The sequence below is a fragment of the Aquincola agrisoli genome, assembly GCF_036621135.1.
Classification (GTDB): domain Bacteria; phylum Pseudomonadota; class Gammaproteobacteria; order Burkholderiales; family Burkholderiaceae_C; genus Aquincola; species Aquincola agrisoli.
In genome coordinates this window covers 1-20,425 of record NZ_JAZIBG010000026.1, presented here as the reverse complement: position 1 = coordinate 20,425, position 20,425 = coordinate 1, and the positions used below count along the sequence as shown (strand labels likewise).

General features: G+C 67.7%; 18 protein-coding genes and 1 other RNA gene. 13 read left to right on the top strand and 6 right to left on the bottom strand.

Features of this window, described 5'->3' with window-relative positions; genetic code table 11:
* The first annotated feature begins 12 nt into the window (after positions 1-12).
* The 11 genes from V4F39_RS11565 to phoR all read left to right on the top strand — a co-directional run bounded on the left by V4F39_RS11565 (position 13) and on the right by phoR (position 11,789).
* Entirely contained in the window at positions 13-693 is a 681-nt protein-coding gene (locus V4F39_RS11565) for an RlmE family RNA methyltransferase (protein WP_332289553.1), read from the top strand.
* 150 nt (positions 694-843) lie between these two features.
* Positions 844-2,748: an ATP-dependent zinc metalloprotease FtsH gene (ftsH, locus tag V4F39_RS11560; RefSeq protein WP_332289552.1), complete on the top strand. Its 1,905-nt coding sequence runs from the start codon at positions 844-846 to the stop codon at positions 2,746-2,748.
* Positions 2,749-2,819: 71 nt separating this feature from the next.
* A complete protein-coding gene (gene folP / locus V4F39_RS11555; protein WP_332289551.1) occupies positions 2,820-3,659 on the top strand; it encodes a dihydropteroate synthase in 840 nt (279 codons plus the stop codon).
* A gap of 11 nt (positions 3,660-3,670) precedes the next feature.
* Positions 3,671-5,002: a phosphoglucosamine mutase gene (gene glmM / locus V4F39_RS11550; RefSeq protein WP_332289550.1), complete on the top strand. Its 1,332-nt coding sequence runs from the start codon at positions 3,671-3,673 to the stop codon at positions 5,000-5,002.
* Positions 5,003-5,109: 107 nt separating this feature from the next.
* The gene (gene pstS, locus V4F39_RS11545; RefSeq protein ID WP_332289548.1) at positions 5,110-6,171 is read left to right on the top strand and encodes a phosphate ABC transporter substrate-binding protein PstS; all 1,062 of its coding nucleotides are present in this window, start codon (positions 5,110-5,112) and stop codon (positions 6,169-6,171) included.
* 141 nt (positions 6,172-6,312) lie between these two features.
* Positions 6,313-7,290, top strand: coding sequence for a phosphate ABC transporter permease PstC (gene pstC / locus V4F39_RS11540; protein WP_332289571.1), 978 nt, complete (start codon positions 6,313-6,315; stop codon positions 7,288-7,290).
* Positions 7,287-8,153 carry a phosphate ABC transporter permease PstA gene (pstA, locus tag V4F39_RS11535; RefSeq protein WP_332289547.1) on the top strand — a complete coding sequence of 289 codons (867 nt, stop codon included), beginning with the start codon at positions 7,287-7,289 and terminating at the stop codon, positions 8,151-8,153. Before pstC ends, pstA begins: the two co-directional genes overlap by 4 nt.
* 18 nt (positions 8,154-8,171) lie before the next feature.
* The gene (gene pstB, locus V4F39_RS11530; RefSeq protein ID WP_332289546.1) at positions 8,172-8,957 is read left to right on the top strand and encodes a phosphate ABC transporter ATP-binding protein PstB; all 786 of its coding nucleotides are present in this window, start codon (positions 8,172-8,174) and stop codon (positions 8,955-8,957) included.
* A gap of 13 nt (positions 8,958-8,970) precedes the next feature.
* Positions 8,971-9,678, top strand: a complete 708-nt coding sequence (phoU, locus tag V4F39_RS11525; RefSeq protein WP_332289545.1) for a phosphate signaling complex protein PhoU — start codon at positions 8,971-8,973, stop codon at positions 9,676-9,678.
* Positions 9,675-10,388, top strand: coding sequence for a phosphate regulon transcriptional regulator PhoB (phoB, locus tag V4F39_RS11520; protein ID WP_332289543.1), 714 nt, complete (start codon positions 9,675-9,677; stop codon positions 10,386-10,388). Before phoU ends, phoB begins: the two co-directional genes overlap by 4 nt.
* Positions 10,389-10,430: 42 nt before the next feature.
* Positions 10,431-11,789 (top strand): phosphate regulon sensor histidine kinase PhoR, encoded by a 1,359-nt coding sequence (gene phoR, locus V4F39_RS11515; protein WP_332289542.1) that lies wholly within the window; start codon positions 10,431-10,433, stop codon positions 11,787-11,789.
* A gap of 45 nt (positions 11,790-11,834) precedes the next feature.
* Here phoR and V4F39_RS11510 read toward each other — a convergent pair whose 3' ends face one another.
* From V4F39_RS11510 to trxA, 4 genes are all read right to left on the bottom strand, one after another.
* A complete protein-coding gene (locus V4F39_RS11510) occupies positions 11,835-13,517 on the bottom strand; it encodes a hypothetical protein (protein WP_332289540.1) in 1,683 nt (560 codons plus the stop codon).
* A gap of 58 nt (positions 13,518-13,575) precedes the next feature.
* Positions 13,576-13,836, bottom strand: coding sequence for a type B 50S ribosomal protein L31 (locus V4F39_RS11505; RefSeq protein ID WP_332289539.1), 261 nt, complete (start codon positions 13,834-13,836; stop codon positions 13,576-13,578).
* 125 nt (positions 13,837-13,961) lie between these two features.
* Positions 13,962-15,224, bottom strand: coding sequence for a transcription termination factor Rho (gene rho / locus V4F39_RS11500; protein WP_332289538.1), 1,263 nt, complete (start codon positions 15,222-15,224; stop codon positions 13,962-13,964).
* Positions 15,225-15,463: 239 nt separating this feature from the next.
* A complete protein-coding gene (gene trxA / locus V4F39_RS11495) occupies positions 15,464-15,790 on the bottom strand; it encodes a thioredoxin TrxA (RefSeq protein ID WP_332289537.1) in 327 nt (108 codons plus the stop codon).
* 288 nt (positions 15,791-16,078) lie between these two features.
* Here trxA and V4F39_RS11490 point away from each other — a divergent pair, with 288 nt between their 5' ends.
* On the top strand, positions 16,079-17,770 hold the full coding sequence (locus tag V4F39_RS11490; protein ID WP_332289536.1) for an HDOD domain-containing protein: 1,692 nt from the start codon (positions 16,079-16,081) through the stop codon (positions 17,768-17,770).
* A gap of 34 nt (positions 17,771-17,804) precedes the next feature.
* Here the strand turns inward: V4F39_RS11490 and ffs are convergent.
* Both ffs and V4F39_RS11480 read right to left on the bottom strand, forming a co-directional pair.
* Positions 17,805-17,901, bottom strand: an RNA gene (gene ffs / locus V4F39_RS11485) — signal recognition particle sRNA small type.
* Between the two features lie 44 nt (positions 17,902-17,945).
* Positions 17,946-19,070 carry an AIR synthase-related protein gene (locus V4F39_RS11480; protein ID WP_332289535.1) on the bottom strand — a complete coding sequence of 375 codons (1,125 nt, stop codon included), beginning with the start codon at positions 19,068-19,070 and terminating at the stop codon, positions 17,946-17,948.
* Positions 19,071-19,138: 68 nt separating this feature from the next.
* Between V4F39_RS11480 and dnaX the strand changes: the two genes are divergently transcribed.
* A partial coding sequence (gene dnaX, locus V4F39_RS11475) for a DNA polymerase III subunit gamma/tau (RefSeq protein WP_332289534.1) occupies positions 19,139-20,425 on the top strand: 1,287 nt, incomplete at its 3' end.

Genomic DNA, 20,425 nt, shown 5'->3' with positions numbered 1-20,425 from the left:
TATCGGTGCAGCATGAAAGTCAAGACGAAAAGCAAGAAGGTCAACAAGGCATGGCTGGCCGACCACCTGAGCGATCCCTACGTCAAGATGGCGCAGAAGGACGGCTATCGGGCGCGGGCCGCCTACAAGCTCAAGGAGATCGATGAAGCGCTGGGGTTGATCAAGCCAGGGCAGTTCGTGGTCGATCTGGGCGCCGTGCCCGGCGCTTGGAGCCAATACCTGCGCCGGCGCTTTGCCCCCAAGGAACTGGGCGCAGGGGGCGCTGCGGTCGGCGAGCTGAACGGCAAGATCGTCGCGCTGGACATCCTGGCGTTCGAGCCGATCGAGGGTGTGACGTTCATCCAGGGCGACTTCCGCGAGGATGCCGTGCTGGCCGAGCTGGAGGCCGCGCTCGGCGGCCGCCCGGTCGATGTCGTGGTGTCCGACATGGCGCCGAATCTCTCCGGCATCGAGAGCTCCGACGCGGCGCGCATCGCGCACCTGGTCGAACTGGCGCTGCAGTTCTCCCAGGCGCATCTCCGCCCGGAGGGCGCATTGGTTGCCAAGGTGTTCCACGGCAGCGGCTACAGCCAGTTGGTCGAGTTGTTCAAGCGGCAGTTCCGGGTGGTCAAGCCGATCAAGCCGAAGGCGTCGCGCGACCGGTCGGCGGAAACCTTTCTGGTGGGCATGGGTCTGAAGAAGCCGGGTAGCTGAGCCGTTCATCGGGTTACCCATCCGTCAAAGCTCTGACACAGTGCGGGTCATGTCCCGGAGATCCATGAACTTGAGTCCTCTAGAATCATCCCCAATTGCGTGCAGGGCGCCACTTGGGCGTCGTGGCAGTCACGGGCAGAAGGAGCCGCAGTGAACAATCAATGGTTTTCCAAAGTTGCGGTCTGGTTGGTGATTGCACTGGTCCTTTTTACCGTTTTCAAGCAGTTCGACCGCGGCGCGATTGCAGGTAACCAGATCGGGTACTCCGACTTCCTGGAGGAAGTGCGTGCCAAGCGCATCAAGTCGGTCACGTTGCAGGAAGGCGCCGCAGGTGGCACGGAAATCGTTGCGATCACCAGCGACGACAAACGCTTGCGCAGCACCGCCACGTACCTCGACCGCGGTCTGGTCGGCGACCTTATCAACAATGGGGTGAAGTTCGACGTGAAGCCCCGCGAGGAGCCGTCGATCCTGATGAGCATCCTCATCAGCTGGGGCCCGATGCTGTTGCTGATCGGCGTATGGATCTACTTCATGCGGCAGATGCAGGGGGGCGGCAAAGGTGGCGCGTTCAGTTTTGGCAAATCCAAGGCGCGCATGCTGGATGAGGCCAACAACTCCACCACTTTCGCGGACGTCGCTGGCTGCGACGAAGCCAAGGAAGAGGTCAAGGAGCTGGTCGACTTCCTGAAGGATCCGCAGAAATTCCAGAAGCTGGGTGGCCGCATCCCGCGGGGCGTGCTGCTGGTCGGCCCTCCGGGTACCGGCAAGACGCTGTTGGCCAAGGCCATCGCGGGCGAGGCCAAGGTGCCGTTCTTCAGCATCTCCGGCTCCGACTTCGTCGAAATGTTCGTTGGCGTGGGTGCGGCCCGCGTGCGCGACATGTTCGAGCAGGCCAAGAAGAGCGCGCCCTGCATCATCTTCGTCGACGAGATCGACGCCGTCGGCCGCCATCGTGGTGCCGGCCTGGGCGGCGGCAACGACGAGCGCGAGCAGACGCTGAACCAGATGCTCGTGGAGATGGACGGTTTCGAGACCAATCTTGGCGTGATCGTGATGGCGGCCACCAACCGGCCGGACATCCTCGACCCGGCCCTGCTGCGTCCCGGCCGTTTCGACCGCCAAGTCTACGTGACCCTGCCGGACGTGCGCGGCCGCGAGCAGATCCTCAACGTGCACATGCGCAAGGTGCCGGTCGGCCAGGACATCCGTGCAGACATCCTTGCGCGCGGCACGCCGGGCTTCTCCGGGGCGGATCTGGCGAACCTGGTGAACGAGGCGGCGCTGTTCGCTGCGCGGCGCAACGGCCGTGTGGTCGAGATGGTCGACTTCGAGAAGGCCAAGGACAAGATCATGATGGGCCCCGAGCGGAAGTCCATGGTCATGCCCGAGGAAGAACGCCGCAACACCGCGTACCACGAGGCTGGCCATGCGCTGGTGGCGCGCCTGATGCCGAAGACCGACCCGGTGCACAAGGTGACCGTGATCCCGCGCGGCCGCGCGCTGGGCGTGACGATGCAATTGCCCGAGAACGACCGCTACAGCATGGACAAGGAGCGCATGCTCTCGACCATCAGCGTGCTGTTCGGTGGCCGGATCGCCGAAGAGGTGTTCATGAACCAGATGACCACCGGCGCGAGCAACGACTTCGAGCGCGCCACGCAGATCGCCCGCGACATGGTCACGCGCTACGGCATGACTGACGAACTGGGTCCGATGGTGTACGCGGAGAACGAGGGCGAAGTGTTCCTCGGCCGCTCGGTGACCAAGACGACCACGATGTCGGAAGAGACGATGCGCAAGGTCGACGAGGTGATCCGGCGGATCATCGACGAGCAATACACGACGGCCCGCAAGCTCATCGAGGACAACCAGGACAAGATGCACGCGATGGCGAAGGCGCTGCTGGAGTGGGAAACCATCGACGCCGAGCAGATCGACGACATCATGAACGGCAAGCCGCCGCGTCCGCCGAAGGACTGGACACCCACGGCGTCCAAGCCGGGTGGCCCTACGCCGCCGGTGAATCCTGACGGCGCGCCGGCCGCTGCCTGACGACGGCTGTCAACGGTTTCGATGGACAATGCAAAGACGGGGCCTCGGCCCCGTTTTCCGTTCGTGTTCCCATGATCTGGCAGACCTCTCGTTTCCGCATCGATCTCGATCGGCCCCGTGTGATGGGCATCGTGAACGTGACCCCCGACTCCTTTTCCGACGGCGGGCGTGACGCCGCTGCGGCCCGTGCGCATTGCGATGCCCTGCTGGCGCAGGGCGCCGAGATCCTGGACATCGGAGGCGAGTCGACGCGGCCGGGGTCGCTGCGACCTTCGCCGCAGCAAGAGTTGGATAGGGTGCTTCCGGTGCTTCGGCATGCCGTCACGCTCGGCGTGCCGGTGTCGGTGGACACCAGCCAGCCGCTGGTCATCGAAGCAGCCCTGCAGGCCGGGGCCGACATCGTCAATGACGTGCGAGCGCTGGGCCTTCCCGGTGCGGCGCAAGCGGTGGCGGCGCATCCCCGGGTGGGCGTGTGCCTCATGCACATGCAGGGCGAGCCGGGCACCATGCAAACGGCACCGTCGTATGAGGATGTCGTCGTCGAGGTGGGGAGCTTCCTGGCCGACCGGGCCGCACATCTGCGAAGGATGGGCGTGGCGGCTGATCGAATCGTGCTGGATCCGGGGTTTGGCTTCGGCAAGTCGGTGGAGCACAACGTCACCCTGATGCAGCGGCAGCAGGAGCTCCTGTCGCTGGGTTACCCGCTGCTGGCGGGCTGGTCGCGCAAGTCGACCCTGGGCGCGCTGACGGGCCGGTCTGTGGGGGAACGGCTGGTGGCCAGCGTCGCGGCTGCGCTTGCCGCCGTGGAGCGGGGTGCGCGGGTCTTGCGGGTGCATGACGTCGCGGCCACCGTGGACGCATTGAAGATATGGGCCGCGGCGGGACTGCCGCGCGCCTCTGACAAGGATTGAGGAGAGAGGGTATGGGAAGGCGCTACTTCGGGACGGACGGCATCCGCGGCACGGTGGGCGCGGCGCCGATCACGCCGGACTTCATGCTTCGGCTGGGCCATGCGGTGGGCCGCGTGTTGAGGCGCACGGTGGACCGGCCGACGGTGGTAATCGGCAAGGACACCCGCATTTCAGGCTACATGATCGAGTCCGCCCTGGAGGCCGGCTTTGCATCGGCCGGCGTGGACGTGCTGCTTTCGGGGCCGCTGCCCACGCCGGGCGTGGCCTACCTGACACGCGCGTTGCGGCTCGACCTGGGCGTGGTGATCAGCGCTTCTCACAACCCTTTCAACGACAACGGCGTGAAGTTCTTTTCCGCCCGGGGGGAGAAGCTGCCGGACGACTGGGAGTCCGCGGTGGAGGCTGCACTGGGCGAGTCGCCGCAATGGGTGGACTCCACCGGCCTGGGCAAGGCGCGCCGGATCGACGATGCACGGGGCCGCTACATCGAGTTCTGCAAGAGCACCTTCGGCAGCGAGCTGTCCTTGAAGGGGTTGAAGGTGGTCGTCGACGCCGCGCATGGCGCGGCCTACCACGTGGCGCCGGACGTCTTCCATGAACTCGGCGCCGAGGTGTCGTCCATCGGTTGCGCCCCCAACGGCACCAACATCAACGACGGCGTCGGGGCGACCGCCCCGGCGGCGCTGGTGGCTGCCGTCCGCGAGCGGGGGGCCGACTACGGCGTCGCGCTCGATGGCGATGCGGACCGCCTGCAGCTCGTCGACGCGGACGGCAGGCTCTACAACGGCGATGAGCTGCTGTATGTGATGGTGGCCGACCGCATCGCGCAGGGGCAGGCGGTGGCGGGTGCCGTCGGCACGCTGATGACGAACATGGCGGTCGAATTGGCGCTGCAGCGCCGCGGCGTGCCGCTGGTGCGCGCCAAGGTGGGCGACCGCTACGTGCTCGAAGAGCTGGGCGCCAGGGGATGGCAGCTGGGTGGTGAGGGCTCCGGCCACCTGTTGGCCCTGGACAAGCACACCACCGGCGACGGCATCGTCAGCGCGCTGCAGGTGCTGCAGGCGGTGCGGCGCAGCGGCCGGCCGCTCGCGTCATTGCTGGAGGGGGTGTCGCTGTTCCCGCAGGTGCTGATCAATGTCCGCCTGCCCGACGGAGCCGACTGGCGGCAGAACGCACGCCTCGCCGATGAGCAGGCGCGTGTGGAGCGTGAACTGGGCCAGAGCGGCCGCCTGCTGATCCGTGCCTCCGGAACGGAGCCCGTGCTGCGCGTGATGGTGGAGGCCAGCGACACCGCGGCCGCGCGCGGTTGCGCGGAGCGGCTGGCCGCCGCCGCGCTCAACTGAAAGCGCCCCTCGGCGGCAGGTGGCATGACGATGTCATGTCACTGTCACACAGGCTGCCTACAGTGACACTCGTCATGAGATCACTGCAGAAAGGTAAGTCCATGTCCATGCAAGCCACCCGCAGCGCCGCCGCGCGCTTCAAGCAGCTCGGTACCGCCACGGCTGCTGCCGTGTTCGCGCTGTCGGTGCAATTGGCGCACGCACAAGATGTGACGGGTGCCGGTGCGTCGTTCCCCGCGCCGGTCTACGCCAAGTGGGCGGATGCCTACAACAAGGCCACCGGCGCACGCATCAACTACCAGTCTGTCGGCTCGGGCGCCGGCTTGAAGCAGATCAAGGCCAAGACGGTGGACTTCGGCGCGTCGGACGCGCCGCTGAAGGACGAGGAACTGGCGGCCGACGGTCTGCTGCAATTCCCGACGGTGATCGGCGGTGTCGTGCCGGTCGTCAACATCAAGGGCATCAATCCCGGGCAGATCAAGCTGACCGGCGCCGTGCTCGGCGACATCTACCTGGGCAAGGTCACCCGCTGGAACGATGCGGCGATCACGGCCCTGAACCCCGGCGTGGCGCTGCCCGATGCGGCCATCGCCGTGGTCCGCCGCGCCGACGGCTCCGGTACCAGCTTCATCTTCACCAACTACCTGTCGAAGGTCAACGCCGAGTGGAAGAGCAAGGTCGGTGAAGGCACGGCCGTGAACTGGGTGACGGGCGTGGGCGGCAAGGGCAACGAAGGTGTCTCGTCCTACGTGCAGCGCCTGCCGAATTCGATCGGCTACGTCGAATATGCCTACGCGAAGCAGAACAAGATGTCGCACGTTCTGCTGAAGAACGCGGCCGGCAACTTCGTGGCGCCGGATGACGAGAACTTCAAGGCCGCTGCGGCCGGTGCCGACTGGTCGCGCAGCTTCTACCAGGTGCTGACCGAGCAGCCGGGCAAGGATTCCTGGCCGATCACGGGTGCCACTTTCATCCTGATGCACAAGAACCAGGAGAAGCCGGCCCAGGGCGCTGCCGCGCTGAAGTTCTTCGACTGGGCCTACGCTCAGGGCGACAAGACCGCCGCCGAGCTCGACTACGTTCCGCTGCCGGACTCGGTGAAGGCGCTGGTCCGCAAGCAATGGGGCGAGATCAAGAGCGCCGACGGCAAGGCCGTCGCGGCCAACTGATCTGGCGGGACCGCTGCCTCTCGGCAGCGGTCCTTGCCGCCGACAGCCCGGGACGTCGCCCGGGCTTCGGCGTATGCGCGAAAGATTGGAGGTCGCATGACCGCTACACTGCCAGCGAGCCACCCGCTGAAAGACGCCCAGATGGGTCGATCTGATCCCTCGAGCGCGCCGCCGCCGCAGCGGCGCTCGGCCCCCTGGGCCGATACGCTCTTCTCGTTCCTCGCCCACGCCGCCGCCTGGCTGACGCTGGCGCTGCTGGCGGGCATCATCGCGTCGCTGGTCGTCGGCGCCGCGCCGGCGATCCGCGAGTACGGCCTGAGCTTCCTCTGGCGCACGGACTGGGATCCGGTGCAGAACCAGTACGGCGGCCTCGTGATGATCTACGGCACCTTGATGACCTCGCTGATCGCCTTGGTCATCGCCGTGCCGGTGAGCTTCGGCATCGCGCTTTTCCTGACCGAACTGTCGCCGTCGTGGCTGAAGCGGCCGCTGGGCATCGCGGTCGAACTGCTGGCCGCCGTGCCGTCGATCGTCTATGGCATGTGGGGCCTGCTGGTGTTCGGCCCCATCCTGGCCACGTACGTGCAGCAGCCCCTGCAGAGCCTGCTCGGCGACGTGCCGTACGTCGGCGCCTTGGTGTCCGGGCCTCCGGTCGGGATCGGCCTGCTGTCCGCGGGCATCATCCTGGCGATCATGATCATCCCGTTCATCGCTTCGGTGATGCGCGACGTGTTCGAGGTCACGCCGCCCATGTTGAAGGAATCGGCCTACGGGCTGGGTTCCACCACCTGGGAGGTGGTCTACAAGGTGGTGCTGCCCTACACGAAGACGGGGGTCATCGGCGGCATCATGCTCGGCCTCGGGCGGGCGCTCGGCGAGACGATGGCGGTCACCTTCGTCATCGGCAACATGAACCAGCTCAATTCGCTGTCCCTCTTCGAGGCAGCCAACAGCATCACCTCGGCGCTGGCCAACGAGTTCGCCGAAGCCGGCGAAGGCCTGCACCAGGCGTCGCTGATCTACCTGGGCCTGGTACTGTTCTTCATCACCTTCGTGGTGTTGTCCTTCTCAAAGCTGCTGCTGCTGCGGCTCAAGAAGAACGAGGGGTCGCGGACATGACTGCTGCAAGCATTGAAAGCCGCAAGCACGCGAAGCACCGCTCGCGCAAGCGGGTCAACGGCATCGCGCTGGCGCTCGCGCTCGGCGCCATGGCCTTCGGCGTGTTCTGGTTGATCTGGATCCTGATCGAGACGGTGCGCCTGGGCTTCGGCGGCCTGTCGCTGGCCACGTTCACGGAGATGACGCCACCGCCGCTGGCGGACACGGGCGGCCTGGCCAACGCGATCTACGGCTCGCTGATGATGGTGACGCTGGCCACGCTCGTGGGCACGCCGATCGGCGTGATGGCGGGCGTGTATCTCGCGGAGTACGGCGCGAAGTCGCGGCTCGGCGCCGTGACGCGCTTCATCAACGACATCCTGCTGTCGGCACCCTCGATCGTCGTCGGCCTGTTCATCTACGCCGTCGTCGTCGCGCGGATGAAGTCCTTCTCCGGCTACGCCGGGGTGCTGGCGCTGGCGCTGATCGTGATCCCCGTGGTCATCCGCACCACCGAGAACATGCTGGTACTGGTGCCCAATGCCTTGCGGGAAGCGGCCTACGCGCTCGGCACGCCCAAGTGGAAGGTGATCCTGTCGATCACGCTCAAGGCCGCCCGTGCGGGCGTGGTGACGGGCGTGCTGCTGGCAGTCGCCCGGATCGCCGGCGAGACGGCACCGCTGCTGTTCACGGCCCTGTCGAACCAGTTCTGGACCGCCGACCTCGGCTCGCCGATGGCCAGCCTGCCCGTCACGATCTTCAAGTTCGCGATGAGCCCCTACGAGAACTGGCAGAAGCTGGCCTGGGCGGGTGTCTTCCTGATCACGATCGGCGTGCTGGCGCTCAACATCATTGCGCGCACGCTGTTCCGAAACAAGTACTGATAGATCCGAGGCATTCTGATGGACACCAAAGTCGACCTGCCGGTCACCGAGAAGCCCAAGCTGTCGGTGCGCAATCTCAACTTCTACTACGGCAGCTTCCACGCGCTCAAGCGCATCAACCTCGACATTCCGGAGAAGAAGGTCACCGCCTTCATCGGCCCGTCGGGCTGTGGCAAGAGCACGTTGCTGCGCACCTTCAACCGCATGTTCGAGTTGTACCCCGAGCAGCGCGCAGAGGGTGAGATCCTCCTCGACGGGGAGAACATCCTCGCGTCCAAGCTCGACGTGAGCCTGGTGCGCGCCAAGGTCGGCATGGTGTTCCAGAAGCCCACGCCCTTCCCGATGTCGATCTACGACAACATCGCCTTCGGCGTGCGGCTGTTCGAGGACCTGCCGCGCGTGGAGATGGACGAGCGCGTGGAGTGGGCGCTGAAGAAGGCCGCGCTCTGGAACGAGGTGAAGGACAAGCTGGGGCAGAGCGGTTCCGGCCTGTCCGGCGGCCAGCAGCAGCGGCTGTGCATCGCCCGCGGCATCGCGATCAAGCCGGAAGTGCTGCTGCTCGACGAACCGTGCTCGGCGCTCGACCCGATCTCCACCGGCAAGATCGAGGAACTGATCCACGAGCTGAAGAGCGACTACACGGTGGCGATCGTGACGCACAACATGCAGCAGGCCGCGCGCTGCTCCGACTACACGGCCTACATGTACCTCGGCGACCTGATCGAGTTCGGGCCGACTTCCGAGCTGTTCATGAAGCCCAAGAAGAAGGACACCGAGGACTACATCACCGGCCGTTTCGGCTGAGCGGAGACACACCATGGCGGACAAGCATCTTTCGACGCAGTTCGATGCCGAACTGAGCGGCATCTCCAACCGGGTGCTCGAAATGGGTGGCCTGGTCGAGGCGCAGGTGGCGCAGGCGATCTATGCGCTGTCGAACTTCAGCAGCGAGACGGCCAACCAGGTGCTGCAGCAGGAAACGCGCGTCAACACGATGGAAGTCGAGATCGACAGCGACCTGTCGGGCATCATCGCGCGCCGCCAGCCGACGGCCCGCGACCTGCGCCTGCTGATCGCGGTGAGCAAGACCATCGCCAACCTGGAGCGCGTGGGCGACGAGGCGGCGCGCATCGCCCGTACGGTCCAGCGCTTGGTCAACACCGGCGTGTCGAGCCGGTTGCGCGTGCCGGTGACCGACCTGGCCTTCGAGGCCGATCTGGCGATCGCGCTGCTGCGCAAGGCGCTGGATGCGTTTGCGAGGCTCGACACCGGGAAGGCGCTCGAAGTGCTGAAGCAGGACGACCAGATCGACCAGGAGTTCGACGGGCTGCTGCGCAAGCTCATCACGTACATGATGGAAGATCCGCGCACGATCTCCTCGAGCATCGACCTGGTCTTCGTGGCCAAGGCGATCGAGCGGGTGGGAGACCATGCCAAGAACCTGGCCGAAGCAATCATCTACGTGGTGAAGGGCACCGATGTCCGCCACCACTCGGTGGAAGCCGTCGAGGACGCCGTGCGATGAGCCTCGTCCTTGTCGTCGAAGACGAGCCGGCGATCGCCGAACTCATCTCGCTCAACCTCCGCCACGCGGGCTACGACGTGGTGATCGCCACCGATGCCGAGCAGGCGCAGCAGGCCGTCAACGGCGTCCTGCCGGACCTGGTGCTGCTCGACTGGATGCTGCCCGGCCAGTCCGGGCTCACGCTCGCCAAGCGCTGGCGCGGCGAGGTGCGCACGCGCGGCCTCCCGGTGATCATGCTGACCGCCCGTTCGGAAGAGGCCGACATGATCTCCGGGCTCGATGCCGGTGCGGACGACTACCTCGCCAAGCCCTTCTCGACCAAGGAGTTGTTGGCACGCATCCGTGCCGTGCTCCGGCGCAAGGCGCCCGACGCACTCGACGCGCCGGTCGACGTCGGCGGCCTGGTGCTCGATCCCGCCACGCACCGCGTGACGCGCACGGTGGACGGCGTGCCGCGCGAGGTGAAGATCGGCCCCACCGAGTTCCGGCTGCTGCATTTCTTCATGACCCATCCCGAGCGGGTGCACAGCCGCGGCCAACTGCTCGATCGCGTGTGGGGCGACCATGTGTTCATCGAGGAGCGCACGGTCGACGTGCACGTCAAGCGGCTGCGCGAGGCGCTGTCGCCGGTGCAGTGCGCCCAGATGATCGAGACCGTCCGCGGCGCCGGCTACCGGCTGACGCAGCAGGCCAGCGTCCTGTCGGCCTGATGCTGAGCTCGCGGTTCCGGCAGTACTGCGGATGAGGTGTCCTTGAGCTGGTGGTTGTCACGCATGCTGGCCGCGGTGGGCGCGGCCCTGTCCGGCGCGGCCATCGGCCACCTGGCGGGCCGCAGCGCCCAGGCGCCGGTGTTCGGCGTGGTGATCGGCAGCCTCGCCGGCATCGCGCTGCTGACGGTGGTCGATGCATTGAGGGGCCGGCGCCTGATGCGCTGGCTGCGCGGCACGCAGGAGGGTCCTGCACCGCGCGACCAGGGCTTCTGGGGTGAGATCGGCTACCGTGTCGAGCGGCTGATGCGTGCCAGGGAGAGGGCGCTGGAGCAGGAGCGGGGGCGGCTTGAGCAATTCCTGTCGGGCATCGAGGCGTCGCCCAACGGCGTGCTGATGCTGGATGCCCATGACCAGATCGACTGGTGCAACTCGGTGGCAGCGGATCATTTCGGCCTCGACCCGGTGCGCGACCGTCGGCAGCGCGTCACCAACCTGATCCGCTCGCCGGCTTTCGTCAACCACCTGCAGGCCGGCCGCTTCGACGAGCCGGTGGTGCTGACCAGCCCGCGCGGGCGCAGCACCTTGTCGGTGGTGGTGCGGCCCTACGGCGAGGGCATGAAGCTCGTGCTGTCGCAGGACATCACCGAAACCGAGCGTGCCGACGGGATGCGGCGCGATTTTGTGTCCAACGTCTCGCACGAGATCCGCACGCCGTTGACGGTGCTCGCGGGCTTCATCGAAACGATGGCCACCCTGCCGTTGAGCGACGACGAGCGCCAGCGTGTGATGACCTTGATGCGCCAGCAGACCGATCGCATGCAGACGCTCGTCGGCGACCTGCTGACGCTGGCGCAGTTGGAGGGGAGCCCCCGGCCGGCGCCCGATCGCTGGACGGCGCTCGATCCGCTGCTGCAGCGGCTGGAGGCCGATGCGGCGTCGTTGTCGGCAGGCCGCCACCAGCTGCATTTCCACGTGGAGCCGGGCTACGAAGTCGCGGGCAACCCCAGCGAGCTTGCCAGTGCCATCACCAACCTGGTGACCAACGCCGTGCGCTACACGCCTGACGGGGGGCGCATCGACGTGGCCTGGCGTGTGCGGCCCGACCATTCTGGAGAACTCGAGGTGCGCGATACCGGCATCGGCATCGGCCGCGAGCACATACCGCGGCTGACCGAGCGCTTCTACCGCGTGGATGGCAGCCGTTCACGCGATACCGGCGGAACCGGCCTGGGCCTGTCCATCGTCAAGCACGCGGTGCAGCGCCACGGCGGCGAACTCGCCATCGAGAGCGAGGTGGGCAAGGGTTCGTGCTTCCGGCTGGTGCTGCCGCCACCGCGGGTGCGCCTGGTGCGGCAAGCTGCGGAGCACACGCCGCGCAGCGTGGTGCTGCCCGAAGCCTGACAGGCCGCGAAGGCCGCGTCGTGGCCGCTCACGTGGAGGCTGGCATCAGCGGGCGCCGGCTGCCTGGCCGCGCCGGTAGATGGCCGTCACCTCGTCCCGGTCGGTGGGCCGGTTTTCCCGGGCGATGTAGACCCAGCCTGCCGGCGCAGGCACAGGCTTGTTGCGTGCCTCGGCGACCAGCAGGAAGTCGCAGCCGGCCGTGGCCTCGGGCAGCGTGCTGCGCGAGCTGGCCTCGACTCGCCAGCGGCCGAAGTACTCCAGCGCGGCCACCGCGGACATCGGAACGCCGCGTGCGGCGATGCATGCGCCCGCAGGTACGTGGCGCGCGACGCGGTCCGTCCAGGGGCGGTAGCTGCGCGCGTAGTCGAGCAGCGGCAGCCACAGCGTCATCAGCAGCAGCCAGCACAGCGCCACGCCGCCGGCGGGCAGCACCAGGCTCTTCCACAGCGCGTGACGGTGCCGGCCGGTGCGCCAGCGCACCAGGGCGATCCAGACCACCGATCCGGCCACCGCGAACGCGAGGCTGACCGGCGAGAAGGTCGCCTCGAAGCCGGGGGCCAGCTTGGCGATGTTGGACGCCGTCTTCGCGGGGATGCCGACCTGGACGGCTGCATAGATCACCCACGCACCGATGGCGCAGGCGCTGAAGAAGAACACCGAGAACCAGTCGACCGCGGCACTGGTGCCGCGTTTCAGGGTGGGCAGTGCAAAGGCAGCCAACACGGCAAAGCCCGGCAGGCCCAGCATCAACGCACGGTCCGACCCGCCCATCGCGATGCTGGCCACGACGGCAAAGCCGGCGGCGCTGAGCGGGATCGCGATGTGGCGGTTCTGCAGGTGGTGGCGCCAGCGCAGCAGCGTCCACAGTGCCAGCAACCAGGAAGGCCACAGGAACCACAGCAGCAGCCGCCCGATGCGGGGTGCCTCGCGGAAAGCGTCGGCGTCGATCCGCCACGCCCAGCTGTGCACGGTCGCGCCCACCAGCATGCTTGCGGCGGTCGCTGCGGCGACCCAGGGAACGAAGCGGCGAACCGCATCGAACGTCGAGCGCTTGCAGATCAGCGTGCCCAGCACGCCCAGGCCGACCGCCATCGAAGGCGCCCCGCTCGCCGCCAGCAGGGGCAGCGCGCCGAGGATCGCCAGGCGTGGCCGCAGCCCGCGGAAGGGCGCCGCGGCCAGCGCCCACAGCGCGAGCGCCACGCTCGCCAGCTGCGCGAGCTCGGGCGTGGTCTCGTGGCCCAGCTGCAGCGCCCCGAGCGTGGCCATCAGCGCAAGCATGGCGCCGTCGGCCAGCGCCCGCGCGTAGTCCACCGTGTTCGCTTCGCCGCCGAAGGCGAAGGCCACCGGCTGCGCCGCCTCGGTGCGGGCGAGCTGGAAGGTGGCGTACCACGTCAGGCTGAGCGTCGCGGCAAGCAGCAGCACGAACGGGATGCGCGCCGCCATCGGCGCATCGATCCAGGGTGTCAGCAGGGCGATGAAGGCGGCACCGAGCCAGTGCGGCAGGAGGGCGGTGTCGAGGGGGATGCCGCCCAGCGTGGGCGTGAGCCAGGATGTCCGGCCCTCGGCCATCGCCGCCATGATCCCGAAGGCCGTCACATCGGCGTTCTTCCAGGGATCCCTGCCCACCACGCCGGGCAGGAGGTAGGCGGCGCAGAACAGCCACAGGGCCCAGCGCGGCAAGGGCTGGGCAGCTCGCTGGGCAACCAGGGCAGGGGTGGGGATGTTCATGGATGGCGGACAACAAAAAGGGCAGCCGAGGCTGCCCTTTTGCCGTTGCTGGCAGGCATCACTTCTTGATGCCGACCTTTGCGAACTTGTTGCGGAACTTCTCGACGCGGCCACCGAGGTTGTCGATGCTCTTTTGCGTGCCGGTGTAGAAGGGGTGCGATTCGCTGCTGGTTTCGAGCTTGAACAGCGGCAGTTCGCGGCCGTCGTCCATCTTCACGGTTTCCTTCGTCTGCGCGCAGGAGCGGGTGACGAACTTGAAGCCGTTGGACAGGTCCACGAAACACACTTCGCGGTACGCCGGGTGGATGCCTTCTTTCATGGGTGCCTCGTTCATTGAACCGCCCGTTCCCCAAAGAGGAGCCTCTGGGGTGTCTTGGTAGCCACGCCTGCCCCATGCATGCGCACTTTCCCACGAGCGGAAAACCCGGAATTATAACCTCGGCGTCAGCCGCCGCGGCGCATCATGTCGAAGAAGTCCAGGTTGTTCTTCGTCGACTTCATCTTGTCGAGGATGAACTCCATCGCCTCGATCTCGTCCATCGGGTAGAGCAGCTTGCGCAGGATCCAGCTCTTTTGCAGGATCTCGGGCTTCAACAGCAGCTCTTCGCGGCGGGTGCCGCTGCGGTTGATCAGGATGGACGGGTACACCCGCTTTTCGGCCATGCGGCGGTCCAGGTGGATCTCGCAGTTGCCGGTGCCCTTGAACTCCTCGTAGATGACTTCGTCCATCTTCGAGCCGGTGTCGATCAGCGCGGTGCCGATGATGGTCAGCGAGCCACCCTCCTCGACGTTGCGCGCGGCGCCGAAAAAGCGCTTGGGCCGCTGCAGCGCGTTGGCGTCGACACCACCGGTCAGCACCTTGCCCGACGAGGGCAGCACGTTGTTGTACGCACGGGCGAGGCGGGTGATCGAGTCGAGCAGGATGACCACGTCCTTCTTCAGTTCGACCAGCCGCTTGGCGCGCTCGATCACCATCTCGGCGACCTGCACGTGGCGCTGCGCGGGCTCGTCGAAGGTGGAGCTGATGACCTCGCCGCGCACGGTGCGCAGCATCTCGGTCACTTCTTCAGGCCGCTCGTCGACCAGTAGCACGATGAGGTGGACCTCGGGATGGTTGGCCACCAGCGCGTGCGCCAGGTGCTGCATCATCATCGTCTTGCCGGTCTTGGGCTGCGCGACGAGCAGTGCGCGCTGGCCTTTGCCGATCGGGGCGATGAGGTCGATGATGCGGCCGGTGATGTTCTCGTCGGACTTGATGTCGCGCTCGAGCTTGAACTGCTCCTTGGGGAACAAGGGCGTCAAGTTCTCGAACATGATCTTGTGCTTGTTCTCCTCCGGCGTCAGGCCGTTCACGCGGTCGACCTTGACCAGCGCGAAGTAGCGCTCGCCGTCCTTCGGCACGCGCACTTCACCTTCGATCATGTCGCCGGTGTGGAGGTTGAAGCGGCGGATCTGGCTCGGGCTCAGGTAGATGTCGTCGGTCGACGCCATGTAGCTGGTGTCCGGCGAGCGCAGGAAGCCGAAGCCGTCGGGCAGCACTTCGAGCACGCCGTCGCCAAAGACCTGTTCACCGGCCTTGGCGCGCTTTTTCATGATCGCGAACATCAGCTCCTGCTTGCGCAGGCGGGCGACGTTGTCGATCTCCAGCGCTTCGCCCATCTTGATGAGCTCTGAAACGTGCTGGGCCTTCAGTTCGGAAAGATGCATGGAGGCTGACCTCGGGAGGGTGCGCCGCTGCCAAGCAAGCGCACCGAATGATCGGCTCGGGTTATGCCAGCGCGGACTTGCGAATTCGCTGGATCAGCGAACCCGAATGCAGGCCTGGAAATACACGCTGGTGAGAGGAGCCGACTCCACGCGGGGGATGCCTGCTGGGCATCGGGCGTGGTGGCAATCTGGGTACTGGCGGGGGTCGGAAACCCGATTCCGCCAGCAACTGCCGCAGATTATAGATGACCGTCGAGGAAAGCAGTCAATTGGGATTTCGACAGGGCGCCAACCTTCGTCGCGGCAACCTGGCCGTCCTTGAACAGCATCAGTGTCGGGATGCCGCGGATGCCGAACTTGGCGGGCACGTCGCGGTTTTCGTCGACGTTCAGCTTGGCGATCTGCAGCTTGCCGCCGTAGTCCTTGGAAACCTCGTCGAGGATGGGTGCGATCATCTTGCAGGGACCGCACCATTCGGCCCAGTAATCGACGAGCACGGGCTTGTCGGACTTGAGGACATCGGCTTCGAACGAGGCGTCTGAGATGTGCTTGATGAGTTCGCTCATGTCGTTTCCTGATTTGCCGTAAGGCGCCAACGATTCTGACACAAGGCTTCCGCGCAGCCTCGTTGGCCACACTATGACCGAGATAGGCAAATACCGTCTGCGCGGGGCCGATCTGACGGGCAAACCACGGGTTGTTCGCCGCTTCCGGCCCCGCCTGGCGCGGTCCAATCCGGGTGTCGCTTGTCTGTTGTCGCTCCCATGGCCGCCGTCGCCCCGTCCACTGCCAAACCGGTTCGTTCCTTCGGCCGGTTCGAGCTCCGCCATCTGCTCGGCCGCAGTGCCCGCACCATGGCCTGGCTGGTGTTCGACAGTGCGTCGCAACAGGAGCGCGTGCTGGTGCTGCCCCGTTCGCAGCCCAGTGATGCCGCCGGGCTGGAGCGCTGGCTGCAGGCCGCACGCAAGGCGGCACGGCTGGACCATCCGGCCCTCGCCCGGGCGATCGAGGTGGATGCCCATGAGCGCTGGCCCTACGCGGCCTATGCGCGTGCCGGCACGACGCTCGCAGAGCGCTTGACGCGCGAGGGCGAGCCCGCTGCGGACGTGGCGCGCTGGATGACGCAGGCGCTTGAAGGGCTCGCCTTCGCGCACGAAGCCGGCGTCGCGCATCGCGATCTGCAACTGCACCTGCTGTGCCTGGGCGACACCGGGCAACTGCAGGTGATGGGCCTCGAAGTGGCGATGGCGGATGCCGCCGAGGCGGCTTCACAGGGCGCGGGCGGCAACCCGAGCCTGCAAGCGCAAGGCCATGCGGCAGGCCGCGATGTGCTGGCGCTGGGCCTGCTCGCGCACCACCTGCTGGCTGCCGAACCCGCGTTGGGCGAGCCGGACACCGGCCGTTGCATGGAGCGCTTGCCGCCGCTGGGCCGCGACCTGATCCGCCTGCCGTGGGTCATCCCGCGCCCGGTGCCGGAGGCGTTGCGCGCCATTGTCAACCGCGCGACCGATCGCCAGGAACGCCATCGCTACCACAGCGCACGCACGCTGGCCCGTGCGCTCCAGGGCTGGCTCGACAACGCGGCGCAGGGCGGCGATGCGCACGACGTGCTGCTCGACCGTGTGCGGCAGGTCGGCGCGCTGCCGGCCAGCCCGGGGGGGGCGGTTCGCGCGGCCCGCCTCGCATCGCTCGAGCGGGGGCATACCAGCGAACTCGCTGACCTGGCCTTGAAGGACCTGGCGCTGGCGTTCGAGCTGCTGCGGCAGGTCAACACCGCGCAGGTGCGCGGCTCCCAGGTCGCCGGCAACGGCCCGGTGCTGACGGTACGGCGTGCGATCGCGATGATCGGCCTCGATGGCCTGCGCCATGCGGCCCAGGGCCTGCGCCCCTGGCCGGGCCCATTGGGCGAGGCGGCCGCGGCGGAGCTGTCCGCCTGCATCCTGCGGGTCAGGCGGGCGGCGCGGCTGGCCCAGGCGCTGCGGCCGGCCGGCTACGACGCCGAAGTGGTGTACCTCGTCACGTTGATGCAGAACCTGGGGCGGCTGCTCGTGCAGTACCACTTCCCGGAAGAGGCGCAGCAGATCCGCCGCCTGATGCAGCCCGCCCCCGGACGCGACGGGGCGCCCGACGAACCCGGCATGAACGAAGACGTGGCCGCCTTCGCGGTACTGGGCGTGGATATCGAGTCGATGGGTGCCGCAGTGGCGCGCCATTGGGGCATGGACGATGCGGTGCTGCACATGATCCGGCGCATTCCGCTGCAGACGCCGGTGCGCCACTGCGACAGCGACGACGACACCCTGCGCACCGTCGCCAGCGGGGCCAACGAGGCGATCGATGCCATGTCGTGGCCAGCGCGCCAGGCCGCGGCCGCGCTCGACAAGGTGGCGCAGCGTTATGCGCGCGTGCTGCACATGACGCCGCGTGAATTGCACGAGGCGGTGCAGCGGGCGATGCAGGGGGAGGGCGATCCGGCGTGGATCGAGGAGGGTGGCGCGCCCGACGCGGCCGCACCCGCCGTCGAGTCGTCAGGCTCCGCGGCCTGATTTCCGGCGGTGCGGGCGCTGGACCCTTTGGAAGGGTGACGAGCCTGATCTCGGCACTGGTCGCAACGGTTGGGGCTGCTTCGTTCCCGACCTGACCCGGTTGGCCGCGCTTCCATGCGAGGAGGCCCGTCACCGGCGATTGTAGGCGACGGGCGCGATGCGCCTCGCCGGGGTGTCAGCGCAGCTGGAGGTCGTCGTTGCCGAAGCGGATGTTCAGCGGCTCGATCAGCAACTGCTTGGGGCCGGCTTCGACCTGCCCCGCGACGAGTGCCGGCACGCCCTGCGCCTGCGCCACTTCCACCACCCGTTCGGCATGGGCGGCCGGCACGAAGATCGCGAAGCCGGCCCCCATGTTCAGCGTGCTGTAGGCCTCCCGGTCATCCTGCTGGGCGCGCTGCTGGATGAACTTCAGCACCGGGGTCACTTCGGGCACGCTGTGGATGCGGTAGGTCAGTTCGGCGGGATGGCGCAGCAGCTTGCGCCAGCCGTGGCCGGTGATGTTGGCGCAGTAGTGCGGCACGATGCCGGCCTGGTACAGCGCCTCCGTCACCGGGGAGTACAGCACCGTCGGTGCGAGCAGCGCTTCGCCGTAGCTCAGCCCGGGCGCCACCTCGGTGAGGTAGCCTTGGGGCAGCCGCTCGACGAGCTTGCGCGCCAGGCTCAGGCCGTTGGCGTGGATGCCGCTGGAGGCCAGCAGCACGATCGCGTCGCCGGCCTGCAGCTTGTCGCCGACCGACAGCCGTTCCTTCGGGTTGATGAGCCCGGTGCACGATGCCGCGAGGTCGATGCGCCCGGCCTCGACGATGCCTGCAAGTGCCGGCGTCTCGCCGCCGCCCCAGGCCACGCCGCAGGTGTCGCAGGCCTTCTTCCAGCCGGCCACCAGCGCCTGCGCACGCTGCGCGTCGCCGAACCAGTCGCTGCCGCCGGCGGCCCAGTAGGCCTGGACGACCAGCGGCGTGGCGCCGACGGTGATGAGGTCGTTGACGGCCATCGCGATGGTGTCCTGCGCGATGCCGTCGTAGAAGCTTCTGCCGGTCAGCCGGTGCATCTCGTCGGCCACGAGCGCCTTGCTGCCGAGGCATTCCACGATGCTGGCGAGGTAGAACGGGCCCACGTCGACCACGTAGGCCGATTCGCCGCGGGAGGCTGCCACCTCGGTAAAGCCGTGCGCTGCGAGATGGCCGGCGGTGGCGGCCGCGGCGCGCTGTGCGCTGACCTTCAACGGGTCGATCAGGTCGTAGTTGACGCCAGCCTGCTCGTAGCTGAGGGTGGCGTGCGGAGAGGGCTCGGTCGAATTCATGGTGCCGGATTATCGGGGGAGCGGGCGTGCGGGCGGGGCGGGCCCCGGCCGGTTCGTAGAATGCCCGGATGAGTTACGTCGTGCTAGCGCGCAAGTACCGCCCCCGCAGCTTCGAGCAGATGGTCGGGCAGGAGCACGTCGTGCGTGCACTGACCAACGCCCTGGGCCAGCAGCGGCTGCACCATGCCTACCTGTTCACCGGCACCCGGGGCATCGGCAAGACCACCGTGTCCCGCATCCTGGCCAAGAGCCTCAACTGCATCGGCGAGGACGGGCGGGGCGGCGTCACGGCGCACCCGTGTGGCGTGTGCAGCGCCTGCACCGAGATCGACGCCGACCGCTACGTCGACTACATCGAGATGGACGCGGCCAGCAACCGCGGCATCGACGAGATCCGAGACCTGCTCGAGCGCGCGGCCTACAAGCCCAGCGTCGGGCGCTTCAAGGTCTTCATGATCGACGAGGCGCACCAGCTGACGAAGGAGTCGTTCAACGCGCTCCTGAAGACGCTCGAGGAGCCGCCCGAGTACCTCAAGTTCGTGCTCGCCACCACCGACCCGGAGAAGATGCTGCCGACGGTGCTCAGCCGCTGCCTGCAGTTCAACCTGCGGCCGATGGCGCCCGAGGTGGTCTTCGAGCACCTGCAGCATGTGCTGCAGGCCGAGAACGTCGCGCACGACGTACCGTCGCTGCGGCTGCTGTCGCGTGCGGCGCGCGGGTCCATGCGCGATGCGCTGTCGCTCACCGACCAGGCCATCGCCTACGGCGGCGGCGCGATCGAGGCCGAGGGCGTGCGCCACATGCTGGGCTCGGTGGACCGCAGCCATGCCGCGGGCTTCGTCGAGGCCTTGGCCCAGCGCGATGGACCGGCCCTGATGTCGGGCGTGCAGGCGCTGCGCGAGCGCGGCCTGTCGCCCGCGGGGACGCTGGAGGAGATGACCGTCCTGCTCCAGCAGATGGCGGTCGAGCAGGCCGTGCCCGGCGCGCTCGACGATACCGATCCGGACACCGCCGGCACCCGGGCGCTGGCAGCATCGCTGGCGCCCGATGAGACGCAGCTGCTGTACAGCCTGGCATTGCATGGCCGGGGCGAACTGAGCCTGGCGCCCGACGAATATGCCGGGCTGACCATGGTGCTGCTGCGCTTCCTCGCATTCCCCCCCCGAGGCACGACGGCGCCCGCGGCGGGCGGGGGCCACCAGGGGCCCGTTGCGACGCCAGCGACCCCGGCCGGCGCGGCTGCGGCGGCCTCCACGGTGGACGCCGCGCGCCCGCCGGCGGCCGCCACCGCTGCGCTGAAGGCCCCCGCACCGCAGGCGCGCAGCCGTGCCGAACTGCCCCGCGCCGCCGCCCCG